The organism is Amycolatopsis sp. NPDC005232 (assembly GCF_040607795.1).
GTDB lineage: Bacteria > Actinomycetota > Actinomycetes > Mycobacteriales > Pseudonocardiaceae > Amycolatopsis.
Genome location: NZ_JBEXHL010000012.1, coordinates 247,394 through 271,097, shown reverse-complemented (window position 1 = coordinate 271,097; position 23,704 = coordinate 247,394). Strand labels below are relative to the sequence as shown.

Below are 23,704 nucleotides of genomic sequence, written 5' to 3'. Positions count from 1 at the left end.
CGCGCTGCGAGCCTACACCTCTGGACCGCCTCTAATCCGTCGTGTATACACGCAGTACACAGAACGGTGACGGTCGCCGTCCCTCCTGAAAGGACACTCGTCATGGTGCACGTCGCCGTCGCGCAGTTCGCGCCCACCGACGACAAACCGGCCAATCTGGCGGAAGTCGCGCGGCTCGCGGGCGAGGCCGCCGACCGCGGCGCCGAGGTCGTGGTGCTGCCCGAGTACTCGATGTTCACCGTGCCGAAGGTCGACGAGCGGTTCGTGGCGTCGGCCGAGCCCCTCGACGGCGCGTTCGCCACCGGGCTGCGCGAACTCGCGCGCGAGCGTGGGATCACCGTGGTGGCCGGGATGAACGAAGCCATGCCCGAGGGCGGGCGGATCTGGAACACGCTCGTCGCCGCGGGTCCGGACGGCGACTTCGCCGCGCTGTACCGCAAGATCCACCTCTACGACGCGTTCGGCTTCCGCGAGTCCGACGTGATCCGCGCCGGCGAGATCACCGAGCCCGCGACGTTCAAAGCCGCCGGCCTGACCTTCGGCCTGCAGACCTGTTACGACCTGCGGTTCCCGGAGGTGACGCGCCGGCTCGTCGACGCCGGTGCGCAAGCCGTGCTGCTGCCGGCGGAGTGGGTGCCGGGGCCGCTGAAGGAGTACCACTGGACGACGCTGGTGAAGGCACGCGCGATCGAGAACACCGTGTACGTCGCCGCGGCCGGGCAGATCGCGCCGATGGGGTCGGGGTCGAGCCTCGTCGTCGATCCGATGGGTGTGGTCACGGCGTCACTCGGTGAGCGGCCGGGGGTGGCGGTCGCGGAGATCTCGACCGACCGGCTCGAGCAGGTCCGGACCACGAACCCGGCGCTCGCGCTGCGCCGGTTCTCCGTGGTGCCCAAGGAGAACTAGTCGAACGAGCTGTCGCCGCGGTGCGCGCCGAGGCCGATCTCCTTCACGGCCGCGGCCGCGCCGGGCGCGCTGCCGAGCGAGCGTGCGAGGTCCACCGCCGCCGCGAGTTCGGTGCCCGCCGGCACGACCCGGTGCACGACCCCGCAGCGCGCGGCGGCGGCCGCGGTGAGCCGTCCGGTGCGGCACAGTCCGTGCACTGCCTCTTCGGAGAGCCGCTCGGGCAGCGGCACCGCGCCGCGGGGGTCGGGCAGTGCGAACTCGGCGTGGTCCGCGGCGACGATGAGATCGGTCATGAGCGCGAGCTCGAACCCGCCACCGCGGGCGAGCCCGTTGACGGCCGCGATCATGGGTTTGCCGAGCCGGAAGAAGTCGGCCACGCCGGCGAAACCGCCGGAACCGGACGCCAAGTCCCAGCCGGCCGAGAAGTACACCGATCCCGCGCCGGTCACCACGCCGGCGAACAGCGCCGGGTCGTCCCGCAGCCGCGCCCACGCGGTGTAGAGCTCGAAGCTCATCGAAGAGTCGATCTTGTTGCCACCGGGCCGGTCCAGCGTGGCGATGAGCACGCCGTCGACCACCTCGGTGTGCACGGCACAGGACGGGGCGACGGTCACGCTCGGACGGTAATGCCCGCGCCACTCGCGGTCAAACCGGGGGCTTGACTGATCCGACAGTCAGCACCCCATCGCAACTCCCTGACACTGCGCCAAAACTACGCGAACGCGACAGTGAACGTGTCCGGACCATTGCGATAATCGCAACGCGGGGTTACGGTCCTCCGGCATGGACGAGTCGGAGGAGCTGCGGACCAGGGTCCGGGAGCTGATCCGGTCCATGCCGGGAGCCCAGCGGGAGTTCGCCGCCGCCATCGGGCTCGACGAGACGAAGTTGTCCAAGGCGCTGACCGGCACCCGCCGATTCTCGCCGCACGAGCTCGTCCGCGTCGCGGAGTACTGCGGCGTCACGGTCAACTGGCTGCTCAACGGCAGCGACGACGCGAAGACCGTGACGGCGGTCCCCGCGCTCGCCGCGCGTCCGGAGAGCGATCCCGAGCACCACATGCAGTCCGAGCCGCGGCGGCGGATCCTCGAGACGGCGTGGCTGCTCATCGCCGAGCGCGGCTACCACCGGGTGCGCATCGCCGACATCGCGAAGGCGTGCGGCACCAGCACCGCCACCATCCACTACCACTTCCCCAGCAAGGCGGAAGTGCTCAACGAAGCGTTGCGGCGCAACGTGAAGCTCGCCTTCGACCGGCAGGTCGCGGAGCTGCACGCCGTCGACGGCGCCCACGACCGGCTGCTCAAGCTGGTCGAACTGCAACTCCCGGCCGACGGCGTGCTGCGCGCCGAGTGGTCGGTCTGGCTTCAGGTGTGGAACGAGGTGTCCCTCGCCCCGGAGCTGCGGTCGCTCTACACCGATTCCTACGACCGCTGGTACCGGACGATCCTCATGACCATCCGCACCGGCCAGGAACAGCACGCGTTCCGCGTGGCCGATCCCGAGGCCGCCACCGAGCAGCTCACGGCCCTGATCGACGGGCTCGGCATCCAGGTGCTGACCCGCAAGCCCGGCAGCACCGTGGCCACCATGCGCGCGCATTTGCACGACTTCATCGAAAGGTCGATCGTCAAGGGAGCCCGATGAACCACGAGGTCATCGTCACCTGCGCCCTCACCGGCGCGGGCGACACTGTCGGCCGGAGTCCGCACGTGCCGGTCACGCCGGCGCAGATCGCCGCGAGCGCCATCGAAGCCGCGGAAGCCGGGGCGGCCGTCGTCCACATCCACGTCCGCGAGCCCGAGACCGGGGCTCCGTCGCGCGAAGTCGCGCTGTACACCGAAGCCGTGCGGCTGATCCGGGAGTCCGGAGTGGACGTGGTCGTGAACCTGACCGCGGGGATGGGCGGTGACCTCGTGCTCGACGAGGAGGATCCGCTCAAGCCGATCGACGGCACGGACCTCGTCAACGCTCTTGCCCGGCTGCCGCACGTGGAGGAGCTGTTGCCCGACATCTGCACGCTCGACTGCGGTTCGCTGAACTTCGGCGAGGGCAGCCAGCTCTACGTGTCCACTCCGGACATGCTGCGCACCGGCGCGAAACGGATCCAGGAGCTCGGCGTGAAGCCGGAGCTGGAGATCTTCGACACCGGGCACCTGTGGTTCGCCTCGAAGATGGTGGAGGAAGGGCTGATCGACGCGCCGCCGCTGTTCCAGCTGTGCATGGGCATCCCCTACGGCGCGCCCGCCGACCCCGGGCTGCTGCAGGCGATGGTGAAGCTGCTGCCGGAGGGCGCGCAGTGGGCGTCGTTCGCGATCGGGCGCGACCAGATGCCGTGGGTGGCGCAGTCGGTGCTGCTCGGCGGGCACGTGCGCGTCGGGCTCGAGGACAACCTCTACCTCGCCCGCGGGGTCAAGGCGACCAACGGGCAGCTGGTGGAGCGGGCGGTGCGGATCGTCACCGACCTCGGCGCCGGCATCGCCACTCCCGACCGTGCCCGCGAGATCCTCGGCCTCAAGGAGCGTGTCCGTGCCTGACGTATCCACTGTGGACACCGTCGCGTGCGTCGGTGCGGGGGTGATCGGCGGCGGCTGGGTCGCGCACTTCCTCGCGCGCGGCTACCGCGTCCGAGCCTGGGACCCCGCGCCCGACGCCGCGGCGAAGCTGGGCCGGCTCGTCGACGCCGCGTGGCCCGCGCTCACGTCGCTGGGCCTGGCCGAGGGCGCGAGCCGCGACGCGCTCACCGTCGCCGGCACGCTCGCGGAGGCGGTCGAGGGCGCCGGGTTCGTGCAGGAAAGCGCTCCCGAAGATCTACCGCTCAAGCAGAAGCTGCTGGCCGACATCGACGCCGTCACGCCGGCCGGTGTCGTGGTCGCGTCCTCGACCTCGGGCTACGGCATGACCGAGATGCAGGTGGCGGCGAAGACACCGGAACGGCTCGTGGTGGGCCACCCGTTCAACCCGCCGTACTTGATCCCGCTGGTCGAGGTCGTGGGCGGGAAGCTCACCGCGCCGTGGGCCGTGACGTGGGCGAGCGAGTTCTACCGGCACGTCGGCAAGACCGTGATCACCATGGACCACGAGGTGCCCGGGTTCATCGCCAACCGGCTGCAGGAGGCGCTGTGGCGCGAGGCCCTGCACATGGTCGCGAACGGCGAGGCCACCGTGGAGCAGATCGACACCGCGATCACCGACGGGCCGGGCCTGCGCTGGCCGGTGCAGGGGCCGATGCTCACGTTCCACCTCGCCGGCGGCGAAGGCGGCATGGCGCACATGCTGGACCACTTCGGACCCTCGCTGAAGGCGCCGTGGACGCGGCTCGAGGCGCCTGAGCTCACGACCGAACTGCGCAACGCCGTGGTCGACGGCTGCGAGGACGAGGCCGCGCCGCGCACGATCGCCGACCTCGTGGCCGAGCGGGACCGAGCGATCATCGCCGTCCAGCGCGCCGTCGGCGAGGCCCGCCGTGGGTGAGGTCCTGCTCCACCACGACCGCGTCCGTCCCGAGTGGATCGACTACAACGGGCACCTCTCCGAGCCCTACTACGTGCTGGTGTTCGGCGACGCCACCACCGCGTTGATGGACGCCGTCGGCCTCGATCCCGCCTACCGCGAGTCCACCGGCGCTTCGCTGTACACCGTGGAGGCGCACGTCCGCTACCTGCGAGAGGTCGGGCCGGACGCCGAGCTGATCGTGACGACCTCCGTGCTGGCCGTCGGGGTGAAGAAGGCGCGGCTGTGGCACGAGCTGCACGTGGGCGGTGAGCTCGTGGCCACGGAGGAACTGCTGTGCCTGCACGTCGCCGAGGGCAGAGCCTCGCCGTTTCCCGAAGCCGTCGCCGAGCGACTCGGCGCCCATCTCGCGCCACTGCCCGAACACGCCGGGCGCGCCATCGCCTGACGCTCTCCCGAACCCTGCCCGGCCAGCCTCCCACCGGAAGACACCCATGGAAGAACGATGTGAGCCGAACTCCCTCTCGCGCCGCCGGTTCCTCACGGCGGCGCTCGGCGGTGCCGCCCTGCTCGGCGCCACGCCCCTGCTCGCCGCGTGCGGCGGCTCCGGCGTCGCGGCCGCGGCGCCGAGCGGGCCACCACGCCGTGGCGGCACCCTGCGCGTCGGCGTGACCGGCGGCGGCGCGTCCGACACGCTCGACCCGCACATCCCCGTGGCGAACCCGGACATCGCCCGCGTGCTCAACCTCTACGAACCCCTGCTGCTGCGCGACCACGACTACAAGCTGCAGATGCTGGTCGCCGAATCGCTCACGTCGTCGCGGGACGCGCGGACGTGGACGGCCGTGTTGCGCGACGGGGTGCGATTCCACGACGGCCGCGCGGTGACCCCCGCCGACGTCGTGGCGACGTTCAAGCGGATCACGGACCCGAAGGACCCCAAGAGCGGAGCCGCCAGCCTGACCATGCTCGGCCAGGTGGTGCCGACGGGCGAGCGGACCGTCGAGTTCCGGCTCACCGAGCCCAACGCCGGCTTCGACGACCTGCTCGGCCAGTACTCCCTCGGTGTCGTGCCTGCGGACTTCGACGTGAAGCGGCCGATCGGCACCGGGCCGTTCCGGCTGAAGGAGTTCACCGCGGGTCTGCAGAGCACGTTCGTGCGCAACGACCATTACTGGCGGCCCGGCCAGCCCTACCTCGACGAGCTGGTGCTGATCAACTTCGCCGAGGACGACGCCCGGATCAACGCGCTGCTCTCGTCCCAGGTGGACGCGATCGACCAGGTGCCGGTGGCGCTCGTCGACGTGCTGCGCAGCGATCCGCGGATGCGCGTGCTGCGCTCGGCCACGGGCACCTGGCTGCCCTTCACGATGCGCGTGGACCGTCCGCCGTTCGACGACGTGCGCGTGCGGCAGGCGCTGCGGCTGGTGGTGGACCGCGACCAGATGATCAACCAGGTCCTGAGCGGTCAGGGCCGGCCCGGCAACGACCTCTACGCGCCGTTCGACCCGGCGTACGACTCGCAGCTGCCGCAACGCGAACAGGACATCCCGGCCGCGAAGCGACTGCTGGCCGAAGCCGGACACGAGAACCTCGACATCGAGCTCGTCACCGCGCCCATCCAGGCCGGCGCGGTCGAGGCGGCGCAGGTGTTCCAGCAGCAGGCCAAGGCCGCGGGCGTCAACGTGCGCATCCGCAAGGTCGACACCACCACGTTCTACGGCGAGAACTACCTGTCCTGGGACTTCGCGCAGGACTTCTGGTACACGCGCAACTACCTGCCGCAGGTCGCGAATGGTTCGCTGCCGAAGTCGCCGTACAACGAGACCCATTGGCAGGACCCGCAGTTCACCGAACTCGTCACGCGCGCGAGCGCCACTGTGGACACTGCGGCCCGCACGGACTTGCTGCACCAGGCGCAGCGGATCGAGTACGAACGCGGCGGCCTCATCGTGTGGGGCTTCGTGGACCAGGTGGACGCCCACCAGGTCTACGTGGCGGGCCTCGTGCCGGACCGGACGGGGATCTCGCTGTCCGGCTACCAGTTCCGCGAAGCGTGGCTGGGCACCGCGCCCGTCGATTCAGGAAAGTGAGGTGCGGCATGACCCGGATGATCGTGAAGCGGCTGCTCGTGAGCCTCGTGGTGCTGTGGCTGGTCACGCTGCTCGTGTTCGTGGCGACGCTGTTGCTGCCGGGCGACCCGGCGCGCGCCATCCTCGGCCAGCAAGCGACACCGGAGCGGATCGCCGCGCTGCAGCACCAGCTGCACCTCGACGAGCCGGTCTGGCAGCGCTACCTCACCTGGCTCGGCGGGCTCTTCACCGGCGACCTCGGCACCTCGACGTCCACGCAAGGCCCGGTGACGACGTTGCTCGGCGACCGGATCGTGGCCTCGCTCGTGCTGCTCGTGCTCGCCGCGGTGATCGCGACGCCGCTCGGGCTGGCGCTGGGCACGTGGAGCTCGATGCGGCGCGGCCGAGCCGCGGACCAGACCGTGTCCGGCATCAGCCTGGTGATCGCCGCGCTGCCGGAATTCGTGATCGGCGTGGCGCTGATCGTGCTGTTCGCGACCACGGTGTTCAAGGTCCTGCCCTCGGTCACGCTCACCGCGCCCGGTGAACCCGTGTGGCGGCAGCCGAGCCAGCTCGTGCTGCCGGTGGCGACGCTCGTGCTGGTGGTGACGCCGTACATCACGCGGATGATGCGGGCGACCATGAACGAGGTGCTCGACTCCGGCTACGTCGAGATGGCCCGGCTCAAGGGTGTGCGCGAGCGGACCGTGCTGCTGCGGCACGCCTTGCCGCACGCCGTGGGTCCCGTCGCGCAGGTCGTGGCACTGCAGCTCGCGTGGCTCGCAGGCGGGGTCGTGGTGGTCGAGTTCCTCTTCCGCTACCCCGGCATCGGGCAGTCGCTGATCGACGCGGTGAGCAAACGCGACGTCGCCGTGGTCCAGGCCGTGACGCTGATCATCGCCGCGGTGTACATCGTGGTGAACCTGCTCGCCGACGTGGTCGGCATCCTCGCGAACCCCAAACTGCGGACGGAGGCGAGCCGATGACCGCCGTCGACGACGAGCTCGCACCGGCCACCACGACCGACGACGCACCCGTCAAGGCCCGCGGACTTCTCCGTACGGCGTGGCGGTTCCCGCAGGCGAAGGTCGGCACGGTGCTGGCCGGGATCGTGGTGCTGGTGGCGCTGCTCGGCCCGTGGCTCGGGCCGGTGCTCACCGGCTACAGCACCACGGACTTCGCGGGCAAGCCGTTCAAACCGGACGGGCTCGCGGGCACCGACGGCCTCGGCCGCGACGTGCTCACGCGTTTCCTCGCCGGCGGCACCACGCTGCTGCTCTACGCGGTGCTCGCCACCGTGCTCGGGATCGTGCTGGGCGCGCTGCTCGGCATGATCGCGGGCTACGGCGGCGGCCGGCTCGACAGCCTGCTGATGCGCGGCAACGACGTGCTGCTGTCGTTCCCGCAGCTGGTGATCGCGCTGCTCGCCATCGCGGTGATCGGGCCGAAAGGCTGGCTGCTCGTGCTGGTGATCGGCCTGACCCACGCGCCCCGCACGGCTCGCGTCGCGCGCCAGGCGACGGTGGCGGTGCGCGGCGAGGACTACATCCGGGCCGCGGAGATGTACGCGGTGCCGCGAAGCCGGATCCTGCTGCGCGAGATCCTGCCGAACATCACCGGCCCGCTCATGGTGGAGCTCGGCCTGCGGCTGACCTACTCCATCGGCTACATCGCGTCGCTGTCGTTCCTCGGGCTCGGCATCCAGCCGCCCGCGGCCGACTGGGGCCTGATGATCAACGAGAACCGGATCGCGCTGGTCGTGCAGCCGTGGGGCGTGCTGCTCCCGGTGGTGGCGATCGCGCTGCTCGCCGTCGGCACGAACCTCGTGGCCGACTCGTTCGCCTCGGCCGCGGCCGGGCGCACCCGGGAGGAACGCTCGTGACGGCCGTGGACAACGCGCAGCTCGCACTGGAAGTGACCGGCCTGCGTGTGAAGACGGCCGCGGGCCGGCCGGTGCTCCACGACATCGCCTACCGCATCGCGCCGGGCGAGGTGCTGGCGCTCGTCGGCGAGTCCGGGTCGGGCAAGACCACGGCGGGCCTGGCCGCGCTCGGCCACTTCCGCCGCGGGCTCGTGGCGGACGGCGGCGAGGTGACTCTGCACCCGCGTGAGGGCGAACCCGTCGATGTGCTCTCACTCGCCACGCCTGAGCGTCGGAAACTGCGTGGCACGACCGTTTCCTACGTGCCGCAGGACCCGGCGCTGTCGCTGAACCCCGCGTTGCGGATCGGGCTGCAGATCGCCGAGGTGCTGGAGACGCACGGCTACCCCGGCCCGGTCGAGGAGCGCGTGGCCGAGGTGCTCACGGAGGTGGGCCTGCCCGCCGATCCGGCCTACCGCCGGCGGTACCCGCACCAGCTCTCGGGCGGGCAGCAGCAGCGCGTGGGGATCGCGATGGCGTTCGCGTGCCGGCCGAGTGTCGTGGTGCTCGACGAGCCGACGACCGGGCTCGACGTGATGACCCAGGCGCTCGTGCTGGAGACCGTGCGGCGGCTGACGGCCGAGCACGGCGTGGCCGCGCTCTACATCACCCACGACCTGGCCGTGGTCGCGCAGCTCGCCGACCGCGTCTCGGTCATGTACCAGGGCCGCGTGGTCGAGACCGGGCCGGCCGAGGACGTGTTGAAGCGCCCGGAACACGTCTACACCCGCGAACTGCTGGCCGCCGTGCCGGATCTGGGCGCGGAACCCGGCGTCGCTCCCCCGCCGTCGGACGCGGTGCTGGCCGCGCGCGGCATCCACGTCGCCTACGGCCGCCACGAGGTGCTGCGCGGGGTGGACTTGGAGGTGATGCGCGGCGAGTGCGTGATGCTGCTGGGCGAATCCGGGTCCGGCAAAACCACGCTGTCGCAGTGCGTCGCGGGCCTCACGCGCGGCTTCACCGGCACCGTCGCGCTCGACGGGACCCCGCTCGCGCCCGGCACGCGCCAGCGCAGCAACGACGAGCGGCGGCGGATCCAGTACGTGTTCCAGAGCCCGTTTTCCTCGCTCAACCCGCGTCGCACGATCGCGCAGTCGATCGAGGTGCCGCTGGTGCACCTGACGTCGCTGTCGCGTCCGCAGCGGCGCGAGCGCGTGGCCGAGGTGCTCGACCGCGTGCGGCTCGGCCGGTCGCTCGCGAACCGCCTGCCCGACCAGCTCAGCGGCGGCGAACGCCAGCGCGCGGCGATCGCGCGGGCGCTGGTCACGACCCCCGACGTGCTGGTGTGCGACGAGGTGACCTCCGCGCTCGACGTGTCGGTGCAGGCGACCATCGTGGAGCTGCTCGGTGAGCTGCGCCGCGAGCTGGGGATGGCCGTGCTGTTCGTGACGCACAACATCGCGCTCGCGCCCGAGGTGGCCGACCGGATCGCCGTTCTGCGCGGCGGGGAGATCGTGGAAGAGGGTACGGTCGAAGCCGTGCTGACCGCGCCCGCCCACTCCTACACCGGCGAACTGCTGGCCACCACGCCGCGCCTGTGACCGGCCACGGCGAGGTGCGGCCGGGGTTCGAGGCGGTGCGCGAAGCGTTCGACGAGGTCGCCGCCGCGGCCTCGGGCGGGGTCGCGTTCAGCGTCTTCCAGCGTGGCCGCCTCGTGGTCGAGCTGTGTGCCGGATCGGCGGCGCCCGGGGTCCCGTGGACCCGCGACACGCGCGTGGTGCTGTTCAGCGGCACCAAGGGGATCGTGGCCACGCTCGTCGCGATGCTCACCGCGCGCGGCCAGCTCGGCCCGAGCGAACGCGTGGCGCGTTACTGGCCGGAGTTCGCGGCGGCGGGCAAGGCCGACGTGACCGTGTCGCAGGTGCTCGCGCACACCGTCGGGCTGCCCTACGTGGACGCCGACGTGCCGATGGCCGACAACGCGGCCAACGCGGCCGCCCTAGCGTCTCAAAGTCCTCTGTGGACACCCGGCACGCGCGTGGCCTACCACGCGCTGACCTACGGCTACCTCGCCACGGAGCTGATCCGCCGCGTCACCGGCCAGCGCGTCGGCGAGCTGATGCACGAGCTGCTCACCGCCCCGCACGGGCTGGATCTGCGGCTCGGCACCCCACCGTCGATCCCGGTCGCGACGCTTCAACGCGCGCCCGGCTACCGGATCAGCACGTTCCTGCAGGACGAGGAGCGCCGGCGCGTCGTCGAACGCATGTACCGCGGCCTGCTGGACTCCACCGACACCATGAACTCCCCCGGGTACCGCGGCGCCGAGCTCGCGGCCGGCAGCGGCGTCGGCACGGCCACGAGCATGGCGCGCCTCTACGACCTGCTGCTGGCGGGTTCCCTCGTCCCGTCGGCCGTGCTGACGCAGGCGGCCCGCACGTGGAGCGAGGGCGTCGACGCGATCAACGACCGGCCGCTGCGCTTCGGTCTCGGCTTCGAGCTGGCCGACCCGATCGGCACCTACGGTCCGGAAGGCGCCGACCCGGGCGCCTTCGGCCACTCGGGCGCGGGCGGCGGCCGGCACGGCGCGTGGCCGAACCGAGGTGTCTCGTTCTCCTTCACCACCAACGAACTGCAGGCCGAGGACGTGGACACGCGCGCCGCGACGCTGGTGGCGGCCCTCCACCAGGCCGCCTGACCGGCGGCTTTCTCTAGCGGTCCACCGAGAGTTTTGCTGTTACGGCACGGTGGACCCGCCCGCGCCCTCCGGGTGAGACTCGGCTTCGTCGAAGCACCGCCGGCGGCTGTCCGGAAGGACCGAGAAGCTCGCTGCCGGCCCGAAGCGAGCCCCGGAGGGCACGAATGAGCACCGGCGACCCGATGATCGAGGCCACCGGCATCACCAGGACGTTCGGGTCGGTCGACGCGTTGTCCTCGGTGAGCCTGAGCGTCGAGCGCGGCACCGTGCTGGGCCTGCTGGGCCACAACGGCGCGGGCAAGACCACCTTGGTCAACATCCTCACCACCACGCTACCGGCCAGTTCCGGCACCGCGCGCGTCGCCGGGTTCGCCGTCGCGCGCGACGGCGGCGAGGTCCGTTCCCGGATCGGCCTCACGGGCCAGTTCGCCTCGGTGGACCAGGAGCTCACTCGCCGAGGAGCGCCATCAGACGATCTGGACATGGCGCGCGCAGCACCCCGCGGCGTTCGAGCGCGGTCGGGTCCTGGCGCACCGTCTCGGTGGTGATGTCGAACTGCGTCGCCAGCCCGGCCACGTCGACCCGGCCGTTCCTGCGCGCGACGGCGGCGCTTGGACGAGCAGCTCATCGGTGCGCGCCCGGGCGTGCGAGCGGGTCGAACCCAGCAGCCGGGCCAGCAGCACGAGGTTCGCGCGGCCCGTACATTCTCCCGCTCTCCCCTGTCGGTAACCCGAGGGCCTCCCTTTCGGTGGACCTCGGGCCGGCCGAGGGTGCCATCCTGCTCGACGTGGGTAGCACCGTCGGCGAGCTGGCCGGCATTCTGCCCGCGGAGCGCGAGCTGACGGTGGTGACCAACGCTCCCCCGCGCGGGGCGATCCGGCGCGGGCTAGGTTCGAACTATGCGGATCGTGTCTCTGCTGCCCGCCGCCACCGACCTCGTCGCGGAGCTCGGCCGCCTTGATGACCTGGTCGGACGCACCCACGAATGCGACTGGCCGCCCGGGGTCGAGTCGGTGCCCGTCGTCACCGCGGCCGAGGTGGACGACGCCGTGCTGACCAGCCGCGAGATCTCCGACGCCGTCGGCGGTTCGGCCCACCGCGGGTCTTCGCTGTACTCGGTGGACACCGCGCGGCTGGCCGGGCTCGCGCCGGATCTCGTGCTCACCCAGGACCTGTGCGAGGTGTGCGCGGTCTCTTACACCCGCGTCGCCGAAGCCGTGCGGATGCTCGGGATGGTCGATGCGGGGCCGAAAGTCCTGAGCCTGGAGCCCCGGCGGCTCGCCGAGGTCCTCGGCTGCGTCACGACAGTCGGCGACGCGCTGGGAGTGCCGGCCCTCGCCGCCGATCGCGTCCGCTCACTCACCGCGCGACTCGACGCCGTCCGCACTCGCGTCGCCGGCAAGCCGCGGCCGCGCGTGGTCGCCCTCGAATGGCTCGACCCACTGTGGCCCGCCGGGCACTGGGTGCCCGAGCAGATCACCGCGGCGGGCGGCGAACCGTTGCTCGCGGCGCCCGGCGAGCACACGCACCCGATCCCGTGGGACGCCGTGGCAGCCGCGCGCCCGGACGTGCTGCTCGTCCTGCCGTGCGGCTTCAGCCCCGACCGCACGGCGGCGGAGTTCGACGTCCTCACCTCGTTGCCGGGCTGGGCCGAGCTGCCGGCGGTGCGCGCCGACGCGGTGTGGCTGCTCGACGGTCCGGCCTACTTCAACCGCCCCGGCCCGCGCGTCGTCCGCGGCGCGGAAGTCCTGGCCCACGTGCTGCACGGCGTCGAGGCCGACCCTCCGGTGTCCCCCGCCGAGGCCCGCCGAGCCTGAACCGCCGTCAGGCGAACACGACGTCCGCGGTCGCCAAGGCTTCCGTGCGCGCGGAGTCGACCTGCAGCGCCGCGCCGCCGTCGCCGGGCACGCCGGTCGCGAGGAGGTGCTCGCCCGCGAAGACAGGGCGGCGCAAGCGGTAGGACAGCGACGGGATCGCGCGTTCCGGCGCCCGGGTGCGCGCCAGCTCCAGCAGGAGCAGCACGAGCAGCGGGCCGTGCACCACGAGTCCCGGGTACCCCTCGGTGCCGGTGACGTACGGCTCGTCGTAGTGGATGCGGTGCGCGTTGGCCGTCAGCGCGCTGAACCTGAACAGCAGCACGGGATCCGGCGTCCACGCCTGCTGCCACTCGGCGGCCGACTCCGGCTTGCCGGTCAGGTCAAGCGCCGCCAGCGCGGTGCGCCCGGCGTCCTCGCCGGAGCGGTAGACGATGTCCTGCTCCTCGACCACGCGCACGGTCCCGTCCTGGCTGATCTCCGACCGCACGGTCACGAACAGCATCTCGCCGGTCCTGCCGTGTTTCACGGCGACCTCGCCGAGCGACCGCGTCCGTGCAGCAGGCGTGCCCAGCACGAGCGGCGCCCGGACCTCCAGGCTTCCGCCGGCGAACATCCGCCGCCGATCCGGCAACGGCGGCAGGAAGTGGCCGTCCGCCGGATGGCCGTCGGGGCCGATCTCCGAATGCCGCGGCCACTCCAGGAAGTACAACCAGTGCCACAGCGGCGGTAGCGCCTGCCCCGCGACGGCAGCCGGCCGCGGCAGGTCCAGCGCCGCCGACAGCGCGGCGGCCGGTCCGGCCGGGAGCGCGTCGGTATCGGTGACCGGTTCGGGAGACCACGACTCGACGTAGGAATCCAACGCGTTCATGGTCTTGGCCTACCACACCACCGCACGACCCGCGGTCAGGCTGTGACGAGCTCCGCGAACTCGTAGATCAGCCGCGAGCGTCGCGCGGCGACCCAGGCCAAGGCGACCTGGCCCGGCGCCAGGTCGCCGACCGGCACGTGGGTGACGTCGGGGCGCGTGTAGTACTCCGAAGTGGACAGCGGCACGATCGCGATGCCCAGACCGGCGGCCACGTGCTCCAGCTTCTCCTCGATGCTGCGGAACCCGCGGGCCCGCGCGGCGCCGCCGGCGCGCAGCTCGGTCGCGACGGCCCGCCACTCCGGCACCGCGTCCGGGTCGTTGAGCAGGTGCTCGTCCGCGAGGTCGGCCACGTCGACGGATTCCTTGCCCGCCAGGCGGTGCGACACCGGCAGAATGGCCACGCGCGGCTCGCTGAACATCGGCCGCACGGTGAGCCCGCGCGGGTCCACCGGCAACCGGACGATGCCGACGTCGGCCCGGCCGTCGTGCAGCACCTGGGTCTGGTCGTCCCACGTGGTCCGGACCAGCTCCACCTCGAGGCCGGGATGCCGATCCGTCAGCGCCCGCACGGGTTCGGTCACGGTGATGCCGGGCATGAACCCGATGGTGAAGGTCAAAGAGCCGCGCGCGGCCAGCGCCACGCGCCGCCGCAACGCGTCGGCCGAGGCGAGGATCGGCCGGCTGTCCTCGAGCAGCTGCCGGCCGGCGGCCGTGAGCTCCGTCGAGCGCCGGTCGCGGACGAACAGCTGCGCGCGCAGCTCCTCTTCCAACGCCCTGATCTGGCGCGACAGCACGGGCTGCGCGATGTGCAACCGCTCCGCCGCCCGGCCGAAATGCAGTTCCTCGGCCACGGCGACGAAGTAGCGCACCTTCCGCAGATCAACGTCCACCTCGCGCCTCCGTCCGTCGCCGCGCCCAGCCTAAGCCAGCCGCGGCTCCGTGGACGGGTCGAGACCGACACCCGGGTGAGGCCGCGCTCAGCCGGCGAAGCGGCCCACGGCGACGAACACGGTCAGCACCAGCAGCACCACGTTTACCGGCACGCCCTTCGCCTCCTTGCGCCGCGCGTGCACCACGATCGCGCCGAGGGCCACGATCGCCAGGCCCACCGCCGCGATCGGCGTCAGGACGGGCGCGATGTCGAGGGCCCACGGCAGGATCAGGCCGATCGCGCCGAGCACCTCCGCGAGCGCGATCAGTTTCACCGAGGTGTCCGAGAAGTCCTCGACCCAGCCCATGTTGGGGTTTTCGAGCAGCTTCTTCCGCGGCGTAGCGAGCTTCATCCCGCCCGCCCCCAGGTACAGCACTGCCGAAATCCCCGCCGCGATCCACAACGCGATGTTCATGCCCGCTCCTGATCTGTCCGACTCATGTAGTTGAACGCTACACTGTTCGAGGTCGAACCGACGAACGGCACGGGCGCCGGAAGGTGCGCACGGGAACCTTCCGGCGCCCGTCCGGTCACCGCGGGGTGACGGTGATCGACTGGCCCGGGCGCAGCCGGATCTGCTGCTTCCAGGTGCCGGCGCGCAGTTCGGTCTCGGTGCCGCCGACGCTTCGCACGACCGCCTTCGTGACCTTGCCCCGCCGCCATTCGAGGTCGACCTCGAACCCGCCGCGGGCGCCGATGCCGGTCACGTTCCCGGACTCCGCCCAGGCCGACGGCAGCGCGGGCAGGAGCTCGATCACACCCGAGCGCGAGTACAGCAGCATCTCCAGTACCGCGGCCGGCCCGCCGAGGTTCGCGTCGATCTGGAAGATCGTGTAGCTGCCCTGGCTGTACATGTCGAAGAAGTTGGCCGCCGTGCCGTTGCCGTTGTTGAACGAGGGCCGCAGCACCGTGAGGAAGAGCTGGTACGCGCGGTCGGCGTCCTTGAGCCGGGCCCAGCACGCGGAGCGCCACGCGCAGCCCCAGCCGAAGGTGTCCATCCCGCGGGCGATCAGCAGGTTGCGCACCCCGTCGATCAGTTCCTTCGACGCGGTGTCGGTGTTGATGCGGTCGCCGGGGAAGAACCCGATGAGCGGCGAGAGGTGCCGGTGGGTGGTCTCCCCCAGGTTCTCCGGCGAGAGCCACTCCTGCAGCCAGCCGGTGACCGGACTGACGGTCGGCAGATGCAGCCGGTCGCGCATCCCCGTGATCGTCTTGCCGTAGTCGCCGTCGCGCCCGAGGATCTGCGTCGCCTGCGTGAAGTGCCCGAACAGGTCGTGGACGAGCTCCTGGGAGTAGGTGTTGCCCTGCGCGTCCGGGCCTTGCTCGGGCGACCAGTCGGTGTCGCTGACCAGGTAGTCCTTGCCGTCGATGTTCTTCGTGACCAGGCGCGCCTCCCAGAACTCCGTCGCGCCCTTCAGCACGGGGTAGACCTTCTCGAGGTAGGCCTTGTCCTGGGTGAACTCGTAGTGGTCCCACAAGTTGTTGCACAGCCACGCGTTGCCCGCCGGGTGCCACACCCAGCCGGAGCCGCCGTAGATGTTGGTGGAGAACGCGATCGCCCAGCCGGCGATCTTGCCGGTGCTGTTGCGGAACCGGTTGCGCGGGTCGTTGAACAGCCGCTTCGTGGTGTCGGTCCACGAGGGCAGCTGCGCGAGGCAGTAGTCCGCCAGGGCGGTGAAGCACTCTTTCAGGCCCGCGCGGTCGGCGAGCCAGTAGTTCATCTCCAGGTTGATGTCGGTGTGATAGTCGCTGTACCAGTCGGGCGAGTTGTTGTTGAGCCACAGGCCCTGGAGGCTGATCGGGAGACCGCTGCGGGAGCCGGTGATCGTCAGGTACCGGCCGAACTGCACGTAGCTCGCCTCGAGCTCCGGGTCCGGCGTGCCCGGGTCGGTGTAGCGCACCGCGATGCGCGACCACGAGTCTAGGGTGCGCCGGTTGGCCGGCGACTGCCCGAGGTCGACCTTCATGCGGTCGAACAGCTTGCGGTAGTCCTGCACGTGGGTCGCGAGCAGCGCGGTGCCGGACGCGGCGGCCGCGGCCTTCACCTTGCCGACGGCCACGGAAGCCGGATCCGCCCCGGCGTCGAGGTAGCGCCGCGCGGCGTCGGGCACGTAGTTCGTGCCGCCGCAGACCACGATCACCACTTCGCTGCAGCCGGTGAAGGTCACCTCCGTGCCCGAGACGGCAACTCGCCCGCCCTTCGACGCGGCCGTGACGGCGCTGCTGTACTTCAGGCCGTTCGCGAACGTGCCGCCGAGCGAGACGGCGCCGCCGCCCGCCGTCGGCTTCTCGTCGCGAGTGCCTTCCAGCGTCACCGAACCGGTGTAGGAACCGCCGCCCTGCTGCGTCAGCCGGATCACCACGACGTCGTCGGGGTAGCTCGCGTAGACCTCGCGCCGGTAGGTCGCGCCACGCAGGCCGTAGGTCGCCGTGACGAGGCCGTTGCTGAGGTCCAGGGTTCGCCGGTAGCCGCTGACGCCGGTGTGGGCGGGCAACTTCAGCCGCACTTTGGCCAGGAGGCCGAAGCTGCCGAAGTCGTCCTTGCCGTAGGGCAGCTGGCCGTCGTCCTGCACCGTGTCGTTGAGCCCGCCGGTCCAGAGCGACGAGTCGGTGAAGTACACGTAGTCGGCCGCGGGGTCACCGCCGACGAGGCCACCGATCCGACCATTGCCGATCGGCAGCGCCTGCTCGATCACGTGCGACTCGACGGCCGGCGCCGGGTACCAGAGCGTGGTCGCGGCGTTGTCCGCGACGAGGTCGGCGACCGGCGGTCGCGCGGGCGACGCTTGCGCTGTGAACGGGCGAAACCCGCTCAAAGCGAAGCCCGCGCCGACGGCGCCACCGAGCTTGAGAAAGGTCCGACGGGAGGGTGGGGAGGAGAGGTCCGACATGACAGGTCCGTTCGTCGTCGAAGGCGGAATCCGGCCGTGAGCGAGGCCTGAAGCTCGCCAAACATAGGATGTCTGCCCGAACCTGGTCAAGATTCTTCGGAATTATTTCCCGCCAACGACGGAGACGGATCGGTTTCCGGCGGAGCCGGATCAAACCCCTCGGAGGACTCGGGTGGCGGCGTCCCCACCGACGAGGACCGCCACCCGAGCGTGCTCAGCAGGTGCTGGGCGCGGGCCTGCCCGCCAGCCGGTCGGCGAGGTAGGCCAGCGCGCCGGGCGCGCCCTGCACCGCCACCGTCACGTGGTCGCCGATCGGGATCCGGTGGTACTGCACCACAGCGCCCTGCGCGCAGTACGTGCGCACGAGCTTGTCCACCGGCGGCGAGAACGCCAGCTCGTCGAACACGCCCTGGTAGACGTAGACCGGCGAGCCGGGCTTGAAGCGCCCCATGGTGTTCTCGGCGATCACGCGCTTCACCGCGGGCACGTCGAGCAGCTGCGGCACGGTCGTGTAGCCGCGCATGCGCCGGAACGCCTGACCGACCGTGAACTGCGCGATGCACTGGTCGCCGACCTCGGCGAACGCCTGCTTGCCACGCGCGTTGAGCAGCGTGTCCGTGTCGATCTCCGGGTACGCGCGAGCCAGCCCGACGGCGGCGCCCACGTAGATGCCCGCGAACGGGCCGCCGTCGATGTGACGGGCGATGTAGTCGAGGTCCGCGGGCACGCCGCCGGCGGCGACCCCGGCGAACTTCAGCTCCGGCGCGTACCGCGGCTGCAGCTCGTTGGCCCACTCACTGGCGAGCGCGCCGCCCGAGTAGCCGATCAGGCCCGTCGGCGTGCTCGGGCCGGCGAGCCCGGCGGGTGGGAACGACTGCGCGGCGCGAATCCCGTCCAGCACACCGTGGGCGGTGTTGGCGGCGGCCGCCCACTCGGAGTCCGGGCCTTCGTAGTCGGCGGTCACCACGGTGTAGCCGGCCGCGACCAGCGGCAGCATCAGCGCGAGCTCCTCGGCCGGCAACGCGGTACCCGTGGTGAGGACGTAAGAAGGCGCGCAGTCGGTGGTCAGCCCGTCCTGCGCGGTCTGGTACGACACGAGCTTGCGCGCGCCGGCCGCCGGCGGGTTCACCGGCTGCATGATCGTGGCGACGTCGGCGATGGCGGCACCGTCGGTGTCGGTCGAGCGGTACTTCACCTGCCACGCGCGCACCGGCACGGGCAGAGTCAGCGCCCGGATGGTGACCGGGCGCGAGTCGAGCACGGTGCCCGGCGCGACTTCCGGGAACGGCGAGGGCTGGGCGTAGAACGGGTCGCTCGCGGGATTTCCGGGCGACGGCGCGGCGGTGGCGGACGGCGTGGCGGCAGTGAAGACCGTCGCGGCCATCGCGGTGACGACGGCGAGGGCGGAGAGCTTTCGGCGGATGTCGACGCTGACAGTGGGCACGGGACCTCCAACTCAATACCGAGCGGTATCGGGTCAGATGCCTACCAGATGACCTGGATCACAGTCAACGAAAAACGTCCAGGTGAGGGAGCTGTAGTCTCCGGCTCATGGCCCCTTCGCGGACCCCGCGCCGTCGCCCGAGCCGCGCCGAGACCCGGCGCAAGATCATCGACGCCGCGAGCGAGGTGTTCGCCCGGCAAGGCATCGCGGCCACGTCGCTCAACGACATCGCCGCGGCGGCCGGCCTCACCAAGGGCGCGGTCTACTCGAACTTCGAGGGCCGCGACGACCTCGTGCTCACCATCATGGAAGAGCACATCGTGGAGCGCATGCGTTCGGCCACCACGGCGTTCGACGAGCTGAGCGATCTCGGCGCGGCCACCGCGGAGGCGGGCGCGCGGCTGGCCGCGGGCGTCGACACGGACGCGACGTGGCACCGGCTTCTGCTGGAATACTGGGGAATCGCGATGCGCAACCCGGCCGTCCACAAAGGACTCTCATTGCGCCGGGCGCAGCTGCGCGACGCCATCACCGCGGCCATCACGCGGGCCGCGGCCCAGCACGGCGTCGAGCTGCCGCTGCCGCCGGAGCAGCTCGCCGTGGTGGTGCTGGCGCTGTCCAACGGGCTCGCGGTGGAGCGCGGCGTCGAAGCGTCGGCGGTGCCGGACTCGCTCTTCGCCGACGTGCTGAAGCTGCTGGTCACGCCACGTGCGGTCAGCGGTACCGCAGAGCCACCGGATTCTCCTGCTCCGCGAGGTACTGCCGGAAGGTGATCACCCCGTCGGCGTGACCGGGCGCGAGGTTGCCGCCCTCGGCGTAGGCACGGAACAACGCGCCGGGCAGCCGCACCGGCAGCACGCGTTTGGTCCGGCCGCTCGCGGCGAGCACCGCCTTCGCCAGGTCCGCCGCCGCCAGCACCTCCGGTCCGCCGAAGTCCGGCGCCCGGCCCGCGGGCTCCGCCTTGGCCAGCTCGGCCAGGCGCACCGCGAGGTCGCGCACGTCCACGGGCTGGAACCGCCAGCGCGGCACCGGGACCACCGGCAACCTGGCCGCGCCCGCGAGCACGGCGCGCACGAGCGCGTGGAACTGCGTCGCACGCTGGATCGTGTGCGGCAGCCCGGAACTCGCGAGCACCTCTTCGGCGGCGAGTTTCGCCGCGTAGTAGCCGAGCGGCACGCGGTCGACGCCGACGATGGACACGTACACGACGTGCGGCGGGTTGCCCGTCCAGCGCGCGGCCTCGACGAGCGTGCGCATCGTGGCGACCTCGCGCCGGTAGTCGGTGGCGCAGTGCAGAACGACGTCGCAGCCCGCCAGCGCGGTGTCGATCCCGCGCCCGGAGCGCAGGTCCCCGACGACCCATTCGGCGCCGCCTCCACCGCGGCGCCGGCGGCTCAGCGCGCGCACCTGCTCGCCAGCCGTCACCAGGCGTTCGACGACCGCCCTACCGAGCTGACCGGTCCCGCCGGTCACCAGGATCCGTTCCGGCACGCCGCCCCTTCCCGGCACCACCGCCCGGCCGGACGGCTTCCGCGGCCATCCTGGCACGCGCCCGCCCGGCCCGGAAGCCGTGCGCTTCAGCGGAAGATCAGCGCACCGCGCCCACGCGGACCGCATGCAGGCCCTTCGACGCGATCGGCTCACCGCAATGCGCGCACACGCTCTTCACGTGCAGCTGTTCACCGCAGTCGTGCTCGTACACCGTCGGCGGCGGGCCCTGGCGGATGAACCGGTCGCCCCACTGCATCAGGCCGAGCAGCACCGGCTGGAGCGCCTTCGCGGACTCCGTCGGCAGGTACTCGAAGCGCGGCGGGTGGTCCTCGTACTGGCGCTTCTCGAGCACGCCGGCGTCAACCAGCTTGCGCAGCCGCGCCGCCAGGATGTCGCGGCTGGCCCCGGTGTTCTCGGCGATCTGGTTGAACCGCCGCTCGCCCAGCAGGACCTCCCGCAGGGCGAGCAGGCTCCACCGCTCGCCGACCACCTCGAGTGCATCCGCGATCGAGCACTCCCGGCCTCGCGTTGCCATCCGTCCCACCTCCGTTACACCCCAGCAGGAATTTCCAACCTAGCACGTCACCAGGACGGTGTGAGGTGGCCGACAACCCTCGCCGAGTGAGTTGTTTTATCCAACCCACAACGCGTACAACGGGATCAAGCGGCTATGCAAGGAGGCAGGTCATGAGGGACGCGGTCATCGTCGACGCGGTGCGGACACCGATCGGCAAGGGCAAGCCCGCGGGGCAGCTGGCGGGGGTCCACCCGGTCGATCTGCACGCACACGCCATCCGGTCGCTGGTCGAACGCACCGGCATCGACCCCGCGCTGATCGACGACGTGATCAGCGGCGCGGTCGGGCAGATCGGCGAGCAGAGCATGAACACCGCGCGCTGGGCCGCGCTCGCCGCGGGGCTGCCGGAGTCGGTGCCCGCCGTGACCGTCGACCGCCAGTGCGGCAGCAGCCAGCAGGCCATCCACTTCGCCGCGCAGGGTGTGCTGAGCGGCGCCTACGACATCGCCATCGCCTCGGGCATCGAGTCCATGGGCCGCGTGCCGATGGGCAGCCAGATGGCCGGCAAGGACCCGTTCGGCGCCGGTGTCGCCGCCCGTTACCCCGAAGGCCTCGTGCCGCAGGGCATCAGCGCGGAGCTCATCGTGGCCAAGTGGGGCTTCTCGCGCGAGCAGCTCGACGCGTACTCCGCCGAGAGCCACCGCCGCGCGGCCCAGGCCTGGGACGACGGCAAGTTCGCCGGCGAGGTCGCCGCGCTCAAGGCGCCGGGCCCCGACGGCACGCTCGTCGACGTGACCACCGACGAGTCGGTGCGCCCGGGCACCACGCCCGAGGTCCTCGCGGGCCTCAAGCCGGCGTTCAAGGCCGACCTGTGGTCGGAGCGCTTTCCGCAGATCGACTGGCGCGTGACGGCGGGCAACTCCTCGCCGATCAACGACGGCGCCTCCGCGGTGCTCATCACCAGCAGCGACACGGCGAAGAAGCTCGGCCTCAAGCCGAGGGCGCGCCTGCACTCGTTCTCGGTAGTCGGCGACGACCCGCTCTACATGCTCACCGGCGTGATCCCGGCGACCCGCAAGGTGCTCGACCGCGCGGGGCTGAAGCTGTCGGACATCGACGCGTTCGAGGTCAACGAAGCGTTCGCCAGCGTCGTGCTGGCGTGGCAGGCGGAGCTCGGTGCGGACCTGACCAAGGTCAACGTCAACGGCGGCGCCATCTCGATCGGCCACCCCCTCGGTGCCAGCGGCGGGCGTCTGATGACGACGCTGCTGTCCGTGCTGGAGCAGACCGGCGGCCGCTACGGCCTGCAGACGATGTGCGAAGCCGGCGGCCTAGCCAACGCGACCATCATCGAGCGGTTGTGACCCAGTCCCGGGACGCCTGCCATCCCCCGGCGTCCCGGGACCGCACCACCTGTCCCAGAACCGCCGCTAGGTTGACGGGATGGGGTGGAACCTGGGCGAGCTCATCACGAAGTACGACGTGCCGGGTGCGCAGCTGGCTGTGCTGGCCGACGGGGAGATCCGGGACGAGGCCGCGGGTGTGCTGAGCCTGGGCACGGGAGTCGAGACCACGTCCGGCTCGGTGTTCAAGATCGGCTCGATCACCAAGATCTGGACCGCCACCCTGGTCCGGCAACTGGTGAACGAGGGCGTGCTCGACCTCGACCGGCCCGTTCGCGACTACGTGCCCGGTTTCCGGCTGAGCGACCCGGCCGCCACCGCATCGCTGACTTCCCGCCGCCTGCTCACCCACACCGGCGGCCTCGACGGCAACCACTACGTCGACGCCGGTCGCAACGACGACGCCATCGAGAAGTTCGTCGCCACCCTCGCCGACGCGGACCAGCTCCTCCCGCCGGGCACGCTCTTCTCCTACTCCAACAGCGGGTACGCACTCCTCGGCAGGCTCGTGGAAGTGTTGCGCGGCAAGCCCTTCCACGCCGCATTGCGCGAACACCTCGTGGCACCGCTGGGGCTGCGGACCGTCGCCACCGACCCGTACGAGGCGATCCTGCACCGCGCCGCCGTCGGCCACGTCGAGGCCCGCGGAGAGCTCGTGCCCACCACGTCGTGGGCGGTCCGCTACCACTGCGTGCCCAGCGGCTCGCACCTCGCGATGAGTGCGTGCGACCTGCTGGAGTTCGTCCGCCTGCACCTCACCGACGAGACGCTCGCGGCACTGCGCGAACCCCAGCTCGAGTCCGTCCCGGACTTCGGCGGCGGCATCCTCGGCTGGGGGCTCGGCTGGATGCTCTACCAGGACGGCGTGCTCGGCCACACCGGCGTCTCCAAAGGGCAGAAGGGGTTCCTGCGCGTCGTCCCCTCGGCCGGCGTCGCGGTGGCGGTGCTGACCAACAGTGCGGGCGGTGAGCCACTGGCGCACGAGATCTTCAGCGCGGTGCTCGGGGAGCTCGCCGGCGTCGGGACGGCATCGCTCCCCGTGCCGCCCGCGAACCCCACTCCGATCGACGCGGACCGCATGTGCGGCACCTACCGCACCACGCTGTACGACATCGCACTCACCGCCGAGAACGACCGCGCGTTTCTCACCTACCACCCTCGAAGCGAGCTCGCCGAGTCCCTCCTCGGCAAGCGCGAGAACCGCGTCGAGGTCGTCCGCCTCGGCGACAGCACGATCATCACGCTCGAGCCGAAGTTCGACGGCCACCAGGTCCTGTCCCTGGTCGGCTCGGACGAGCACGGCCGAGCCCGCTTCCTGCACAACGGAGCCGCAGCCGCCCGGATCGCCTGAT

At 71.5% G+C, this 23,704-nt stretch carries 22 protein-coding genes and 3 pseudogenes; 16 read left to right on the top strand and 9 right to left on the bottom strand.

What is annotated here, in order from left to right:
• Positions 1-102 precede the first annotated feature (102 nt).
• Positions 103-906, top strand: a complete 804-nt coding sequence (locus ABZU76_RS24175) for a carbon-nitrogen hydrolase family protein (protein ID WP_220240644.1) — start codon at positions 103-105, stop codon at positions 904-906.
• Here ABZU76_RS24175 and ABZU76_RS24170 read toward each other — a convergent pair.
• Complete coding sequence (locus tag ABZU76_RS24170) at positions 903-1,520, bottom strand: enoyl-CoA hydratase-related protein (RefSeq protein WP_354873292.1); 618 nt, start codon at positions 1,518-1,520, stop codon at positions 903-905. The genes ABZU76_RS24175 and ABZU76_RS24170 overlap by 4 nt on opposite strands.
• A 169-nt stretch (positions 1,521-1,689) precedes the next feature.
• Here ABZU76_RS24170 and ABZU76_RS24165 point away from each other — a divergent pair, with 169 nt between their 5' ends.
• The 10 genes and pseudogenes from ABZU76_RS24165 to ABZU76_RS24120 form a co-directional block, all read left to right on the top strand.
• On the top strand, positions 1,690-2,553 hold the full coding sequence (locus tag ABZU76_RS24165) for a TetR/AcrR family transcriptional regulator (protein WP_354873290.1): 864 nt from the start codon (positions 1,690-1,692) through the stop codon (positions 2,551-2,553).
• Positions 2,550-3,443 carry a 3-keto-5-aminohexanoate cleavage protein gene (locus tag ABZU76_RS24160; protein WP_354873288.1) on the top strand — a complete coding sequence of 298 codons (894 nt, stop codon included), beginning with the start codon at positions 2,550-2,552 and terminating at the stop codon, positions 3,441-3,443. The genes ABZU76_RS24165 and ABZU76_RS24160 overlap by 4 nt, the downstream gene beginning before the upstream one ends.
• The gene (locus ABZU76_RS24155) at positions 3,436-4,380 is read left to right on the top strand and encodes a 3-hydroxyacyl-CoA dehydrogenase NAD-binding domain-containing protein (protein ID WP_354873286.1); all 945 of its coding nucleotides are present in this window, start codon (positions 3,436-3,438) and stop codon (positions 4,378-4,380) included. Before ABZU76_RS24160 ends, ABZU76_RS24155 begins: the two co-directional genes overlap by 8 nt.
• A complete protein-coding gene (locus ABZU76_RS24150) occupies positions 4,373-4,807 on the top strand; it encodes a thioesterase family protein (protein WP_354873284.1) in 435 nt (144 codons plus the stop codon). The genes ABZU76_RS24155 and ABZU76_RS24150 overlap by 8 nt, the downstream gene beginning before the upstream one ends.
• 46 nt (positions 4,808-4,853) lie before the next feature.
• Entirely contained in the window at positions 4,854-6,452 is a 1,599-nt protein-coding gene (locus tag ABZU76_RS24145; RefSeq protein WP_354873282.1) for an ABC transporter substrate-binding protein, read from the top strand.
• Positions 6,453-6,460: 8 nt separating this feature from the next.
• Complete coding sequence (locus ABZU76_RS24140; RefSeq protein ID WP_220240637.1) at positions 6,461-7,417, top strand: ABC transporter permease; 957 nt, start codon at positions 6,461-6,463, stop codon at positions 7,415-7,417.
• Positions 7,414-8,313, top strand: a complete 900-nt coding sequence (locus ABZU76_RS24135; RefSeq protein WP_354873280.1) for an ABC transporter permease — start codon at positions 7,414-7,416, stop codon at positions 8,311-8,313. Before ABZU76_RS24140 ends, ABZU76_RS24135 begins: the two co-directional genes overlap by 4 nt.
• A complete protein-coding gene (locus ABZU76_RS24130) occupies positions 8,310-9,893 on the top strand; it encodes an ABC transporter ATP-binding protein (protein WP_354873278.1) in 1,584 nt (527 codons plus the stop codon). Before ABZU76_RS24135 ends, ABZU76_RS24130 begins: the two co-directional genes overlap by 4 nt.
• Positions 9,890-10,990, top strand: coding sequence for a serine hydrolase domain-containing protein (locus tag ABZU76_RS24125; RefSeq protein WP_354873276.1), 1,101 nt, complete (start codon positions 9,890-9,892; stop codon positions 10,988-10,990). The genes ABZU76_RS24130 and ABZU76_RS24125 overlap by 4 nt, the downstream gene beginning before the upstream one ends.
• A 164-nt stretch (positions 10,991-11,154) precedes the next feature.
• A pseudogene (locus tag ABZU76_RS24120) lies at positions 11,155-11,439 on the top strand (ATP-binding cassette domain-containing protein); the annotation flags it as partial.
• Between the two features lie 40 nt (positions 11,440-11,479).
• Here ABZU76_RS24120 and ABZU76_RS24115 read toward each other — a convergent pair.
• A pseudogene (locus tag ABZU76_RS24115) lies at positions 11,480-11,590 on the bottom strand (DeoR family transcriptional regulator); the annotation flags it as partial.
• 160 nt (positions 11,591-11,750) lie between these two features.
• Here ABZU76_RS24115 and ABZU76_RS24110 point away from each other — a divergent pair.
• A pseudogene (locus tag ABZU76_RS24110) lies at positions 11,751-11,855 on the top strand (D-beta-D-heptose 1-phosphate adenosyltransferase); the annotation flags it as partial.
• Between the two features lie 34 nt (positions 11,856-11,889).
• Complete coding sequence (locus tag ABZU76_RS24105) at positions 11,890-12,807, top strand: cobalamin-binding protein (protein ID WP_354873274.1); 918 nt, start codon at positions 11,890-11,892, stop codon at positions 12,805-12,807.
• Positions 12,808-12,814: 7 nt separating this feature from the next.
• On the opposite strand, the gene ABZU76_RS24100 is transcribed toward ABZU76_RS24105, so the two are convergent.
• The 5 genes from ABZU76_RS24100 to ABZU76_RS24080 all read right to left on the bottom strand — a co-directional run bounded on the left by ABZU76_RS24100 (position 12,815) and on the right by ABZU76_RS24080 (position 18,941).
• Positions 12,815-13,675: a hypothetical protein gene (locus tag ABZU76_RS24100; protein ID WP_354873272.1), complete on the bottom strand. Its 861-nt coding sequence runs from the start codon at positions 13,673-13,675 to the stop codon at positions 12,815-12,817.
• A gap of 35 nt (positions 13,676-13,710) precedes the next feature.
• On the bottom strand, positions 13,711-14,565 hold the full coding sequence (locus ABZU76_RS24095; RefSeq protein ID WP_354873270.1) for a LysR substrate-binding domain-containing protein: 855 nt from the start codon (positions 14,563-14,565) through the stop codon (positions 13,711-13,713).
• Between the two features lie 87 nt (positions 14,566-14,652).
• Positions 14,653-15,021 (bottom strand): DoxX family protein, encoded by a 369-nt coding sequence (locus ABZU76_RS24090; protein WP_354873268.1) that lies wholly within the window; start codon positions 15,019-15,021, stop codon positions 14,653-14,655.
• Positions 15,022-15,136: 115 nt separating this feature from the next.
• The gene (locus ABZU76_RS24085) at positions 15,137-17,497 is read right to left on the bottom strand and encodes a glycoside hydrolase N-terminal domain-containing protein (protein ID WP_354873266.1); all 2,361 of its coding nucleotides are present in this window, start codon (positions 17,495-17,497) and stop codon (positions 15,137-15,139) included.
• Between the two features lie 214 nt (positions 17,498-17,711).
• Positions 17,712-18,941, bottom strand: a complete 1,230-nt coding sequence (locus ABZU76_RS24080; RefSeq protein WP_354873264.1) for a lipase family protein — start codon at positions 18,939-18,941, stop codon at positions 17,712-17,714.
• Positions 18,942-19,048: 107 nt separating this feature from the next.
• On the opposite strand from ABZU76_RS24080, the gene ABZU76_RS24075 reads away from it, so the two are divergent.
• Complete coding sequence (locus tag ABZU76_RS24075) at positions 19,049-19,714, top strand: TetR family transcriptional regulator (protein ID WP_354873262.1); 666 nt, start codon at positions 19,049-19,051, stop codon at positions 19,712-19,714.
• Here ABZU76_RS24075 and ABZU76_RS24070 read toward each other — a convergent pair.
• Positions 19,656-20,432: an NAD(P)H-binding protein gene (locus tag ABZU76_RS24070; protein WP_354873260.1), complete on the bottom strand. Its 777-nt coding sequence runs from the start codon at positions 20,430-20,432 to the stop codon at positions 19,656-19,658. The genes ABZU76_RS24075 and ABZU76_RS24070 overlap by 59 nt on opposite strands.
• A gap of 97 nt (positions 20,433-20,529) precedes the next feature.
• Positions 20,530-20,967, bottom strand: coding sequence for a helix-turn-helix domain-containing protein (locus ABZU76_RS24065; protein ID WP_220240624.1), 438 nt, complete (start codon positions 20,965-20,967; stop codon positions 20,530-20,532).
• 152 nt (positions 20,968-21,119) lie between these two features.
• Between ABZU76_RS24065 and ABZU76_RS24060 the strand changes: the two genes are divergently transcribed.
• Together ABZU76_RS24060 and ABZU76_RS24055 are read left to right on the top strand one after the other, a co-directional pair.
• Positions 21,120-22,313 carry a thiolase family protein gene (locus ABZU76_RS24060; RefSeq protein ID WP_354873258.1) on the top strand — a complete coding sequence of 398 codons (1,194 nt, stop codon included), beginning with the start codon at positions 21,120-21,122 and terminating at the stop codon, positions 22,311-22,313.
• Positions 22,314-22,392: 79 nt separating this feature from the next.
• Positions 22,393-23,703: a serine hydrolase domain-containing protein gene (locus tag ABZU76_RS24055; protein ID WP_354873256.1), complete on the top strand. Its 1,311-nt coding sequence runs from the start codon at positions 22,393-22,395 to the stop codon at positions 23,701-23,703.
• The last annotated feature ends 1 nt before the right edge of the window (position 23,704 follow it).

Coding starts and splice junctions, on each gene's coding strand:
- ABZU76_RS24140 (WP_220240637.1), top strand. CDS start 6,461: ATGACCCGGATGATCGTGAAGCGGCTGCTCGTGAGCCTCGTGGTGCTG.
- ABZU76_RS24065 (WP_220240624.1), bottom strand. CDS start 20,967: ATGGCAACGCGAGGCCGGGAGTGCTCGATCGCGGATGCACTCGAGGTG.
- ABZU76_RS24145 (WP_354873282.1), top strand. CDS start 4,854: ATGGAAGAACGATGTGAGCCGAACTCCCTCTCGCGCCGCCGGTTCCTC.
- ABZU76_RS24165 (WP_354873290.1), top strand. CDS start 1,690: ATGGACGAGTCGGAGGAGCTGCGGACCAGGGTCCGGGAGCTGATCCGG.
- ABZU76_RS24175 (WP_220240644.1), top strand. CDS start 103: ATGGTGCACGTCGCCGTCGCGCAGTTCGCGCCCACCGACGACAAACCG.
- ABZU76_RS24090 (WP_354873268.1), bottom strand. CDS start 15,021: ATGAACATCGCGTTGTGGATCGCGGCGGGGATTTCGGCAGTGCTGTAC.
- ABZU76_RS24160 (WP_354873288.1), top strand. CDS start 2,550: ATGAACCACGAGGTCATCGTCACCTGCGCCCTCACCGGCGCGGGCGAC.
- ABZU76_RS24085 (WP_354873266.1), bottom strand. CDS start 17,497: ATGTCGGACCTCTCCTCCCCACCCTCCCGTCGGACCTTTCTCAAGCTC.
- ABZU76_RS24100 (WP_354873272.1), bottom strand. CDS start 13,675: ATGAACGCGTTGGATTCCTACGTCGAGTCGTGGTCTCCCGAACCGGTC.
- ABZU76_RS24060 (WP_354873258.1), top strand. CDS start 21,120: ATGAGGGACGCGGTCATCGTCGACGCGGTGCGGACACCGATCGGCAAG.
- ABZU76_RS24075 (WP_354873262.1), top strand. CDS start 19,049: ATGGCCCCTTCGCGGACCCCGCGCCGTCGCCCGAGCCGCGCCGAGACC.
- ABZU76_RS24055 (WP_354873256.1), top strand. CDS start 22,393: ATGGGGTGGAACCTGGGCGAGCTCATCACGAAGTACGACGTGCCGGGT.
- ABZU76_RS24135 (WP_354873280.1), top strand. CDS start 7,414: ATGACCGCCGTCGACGACGAGCTCGCACCGGCCACCACGACCGACGAC.
- ABZU76_RS24105 (WP_354873274.1), top strand. CDS start 11,890: ATGCGGATCGTGTCTCTGCTGCCCGCCGCCACCGACCTCGTCGCGGAG.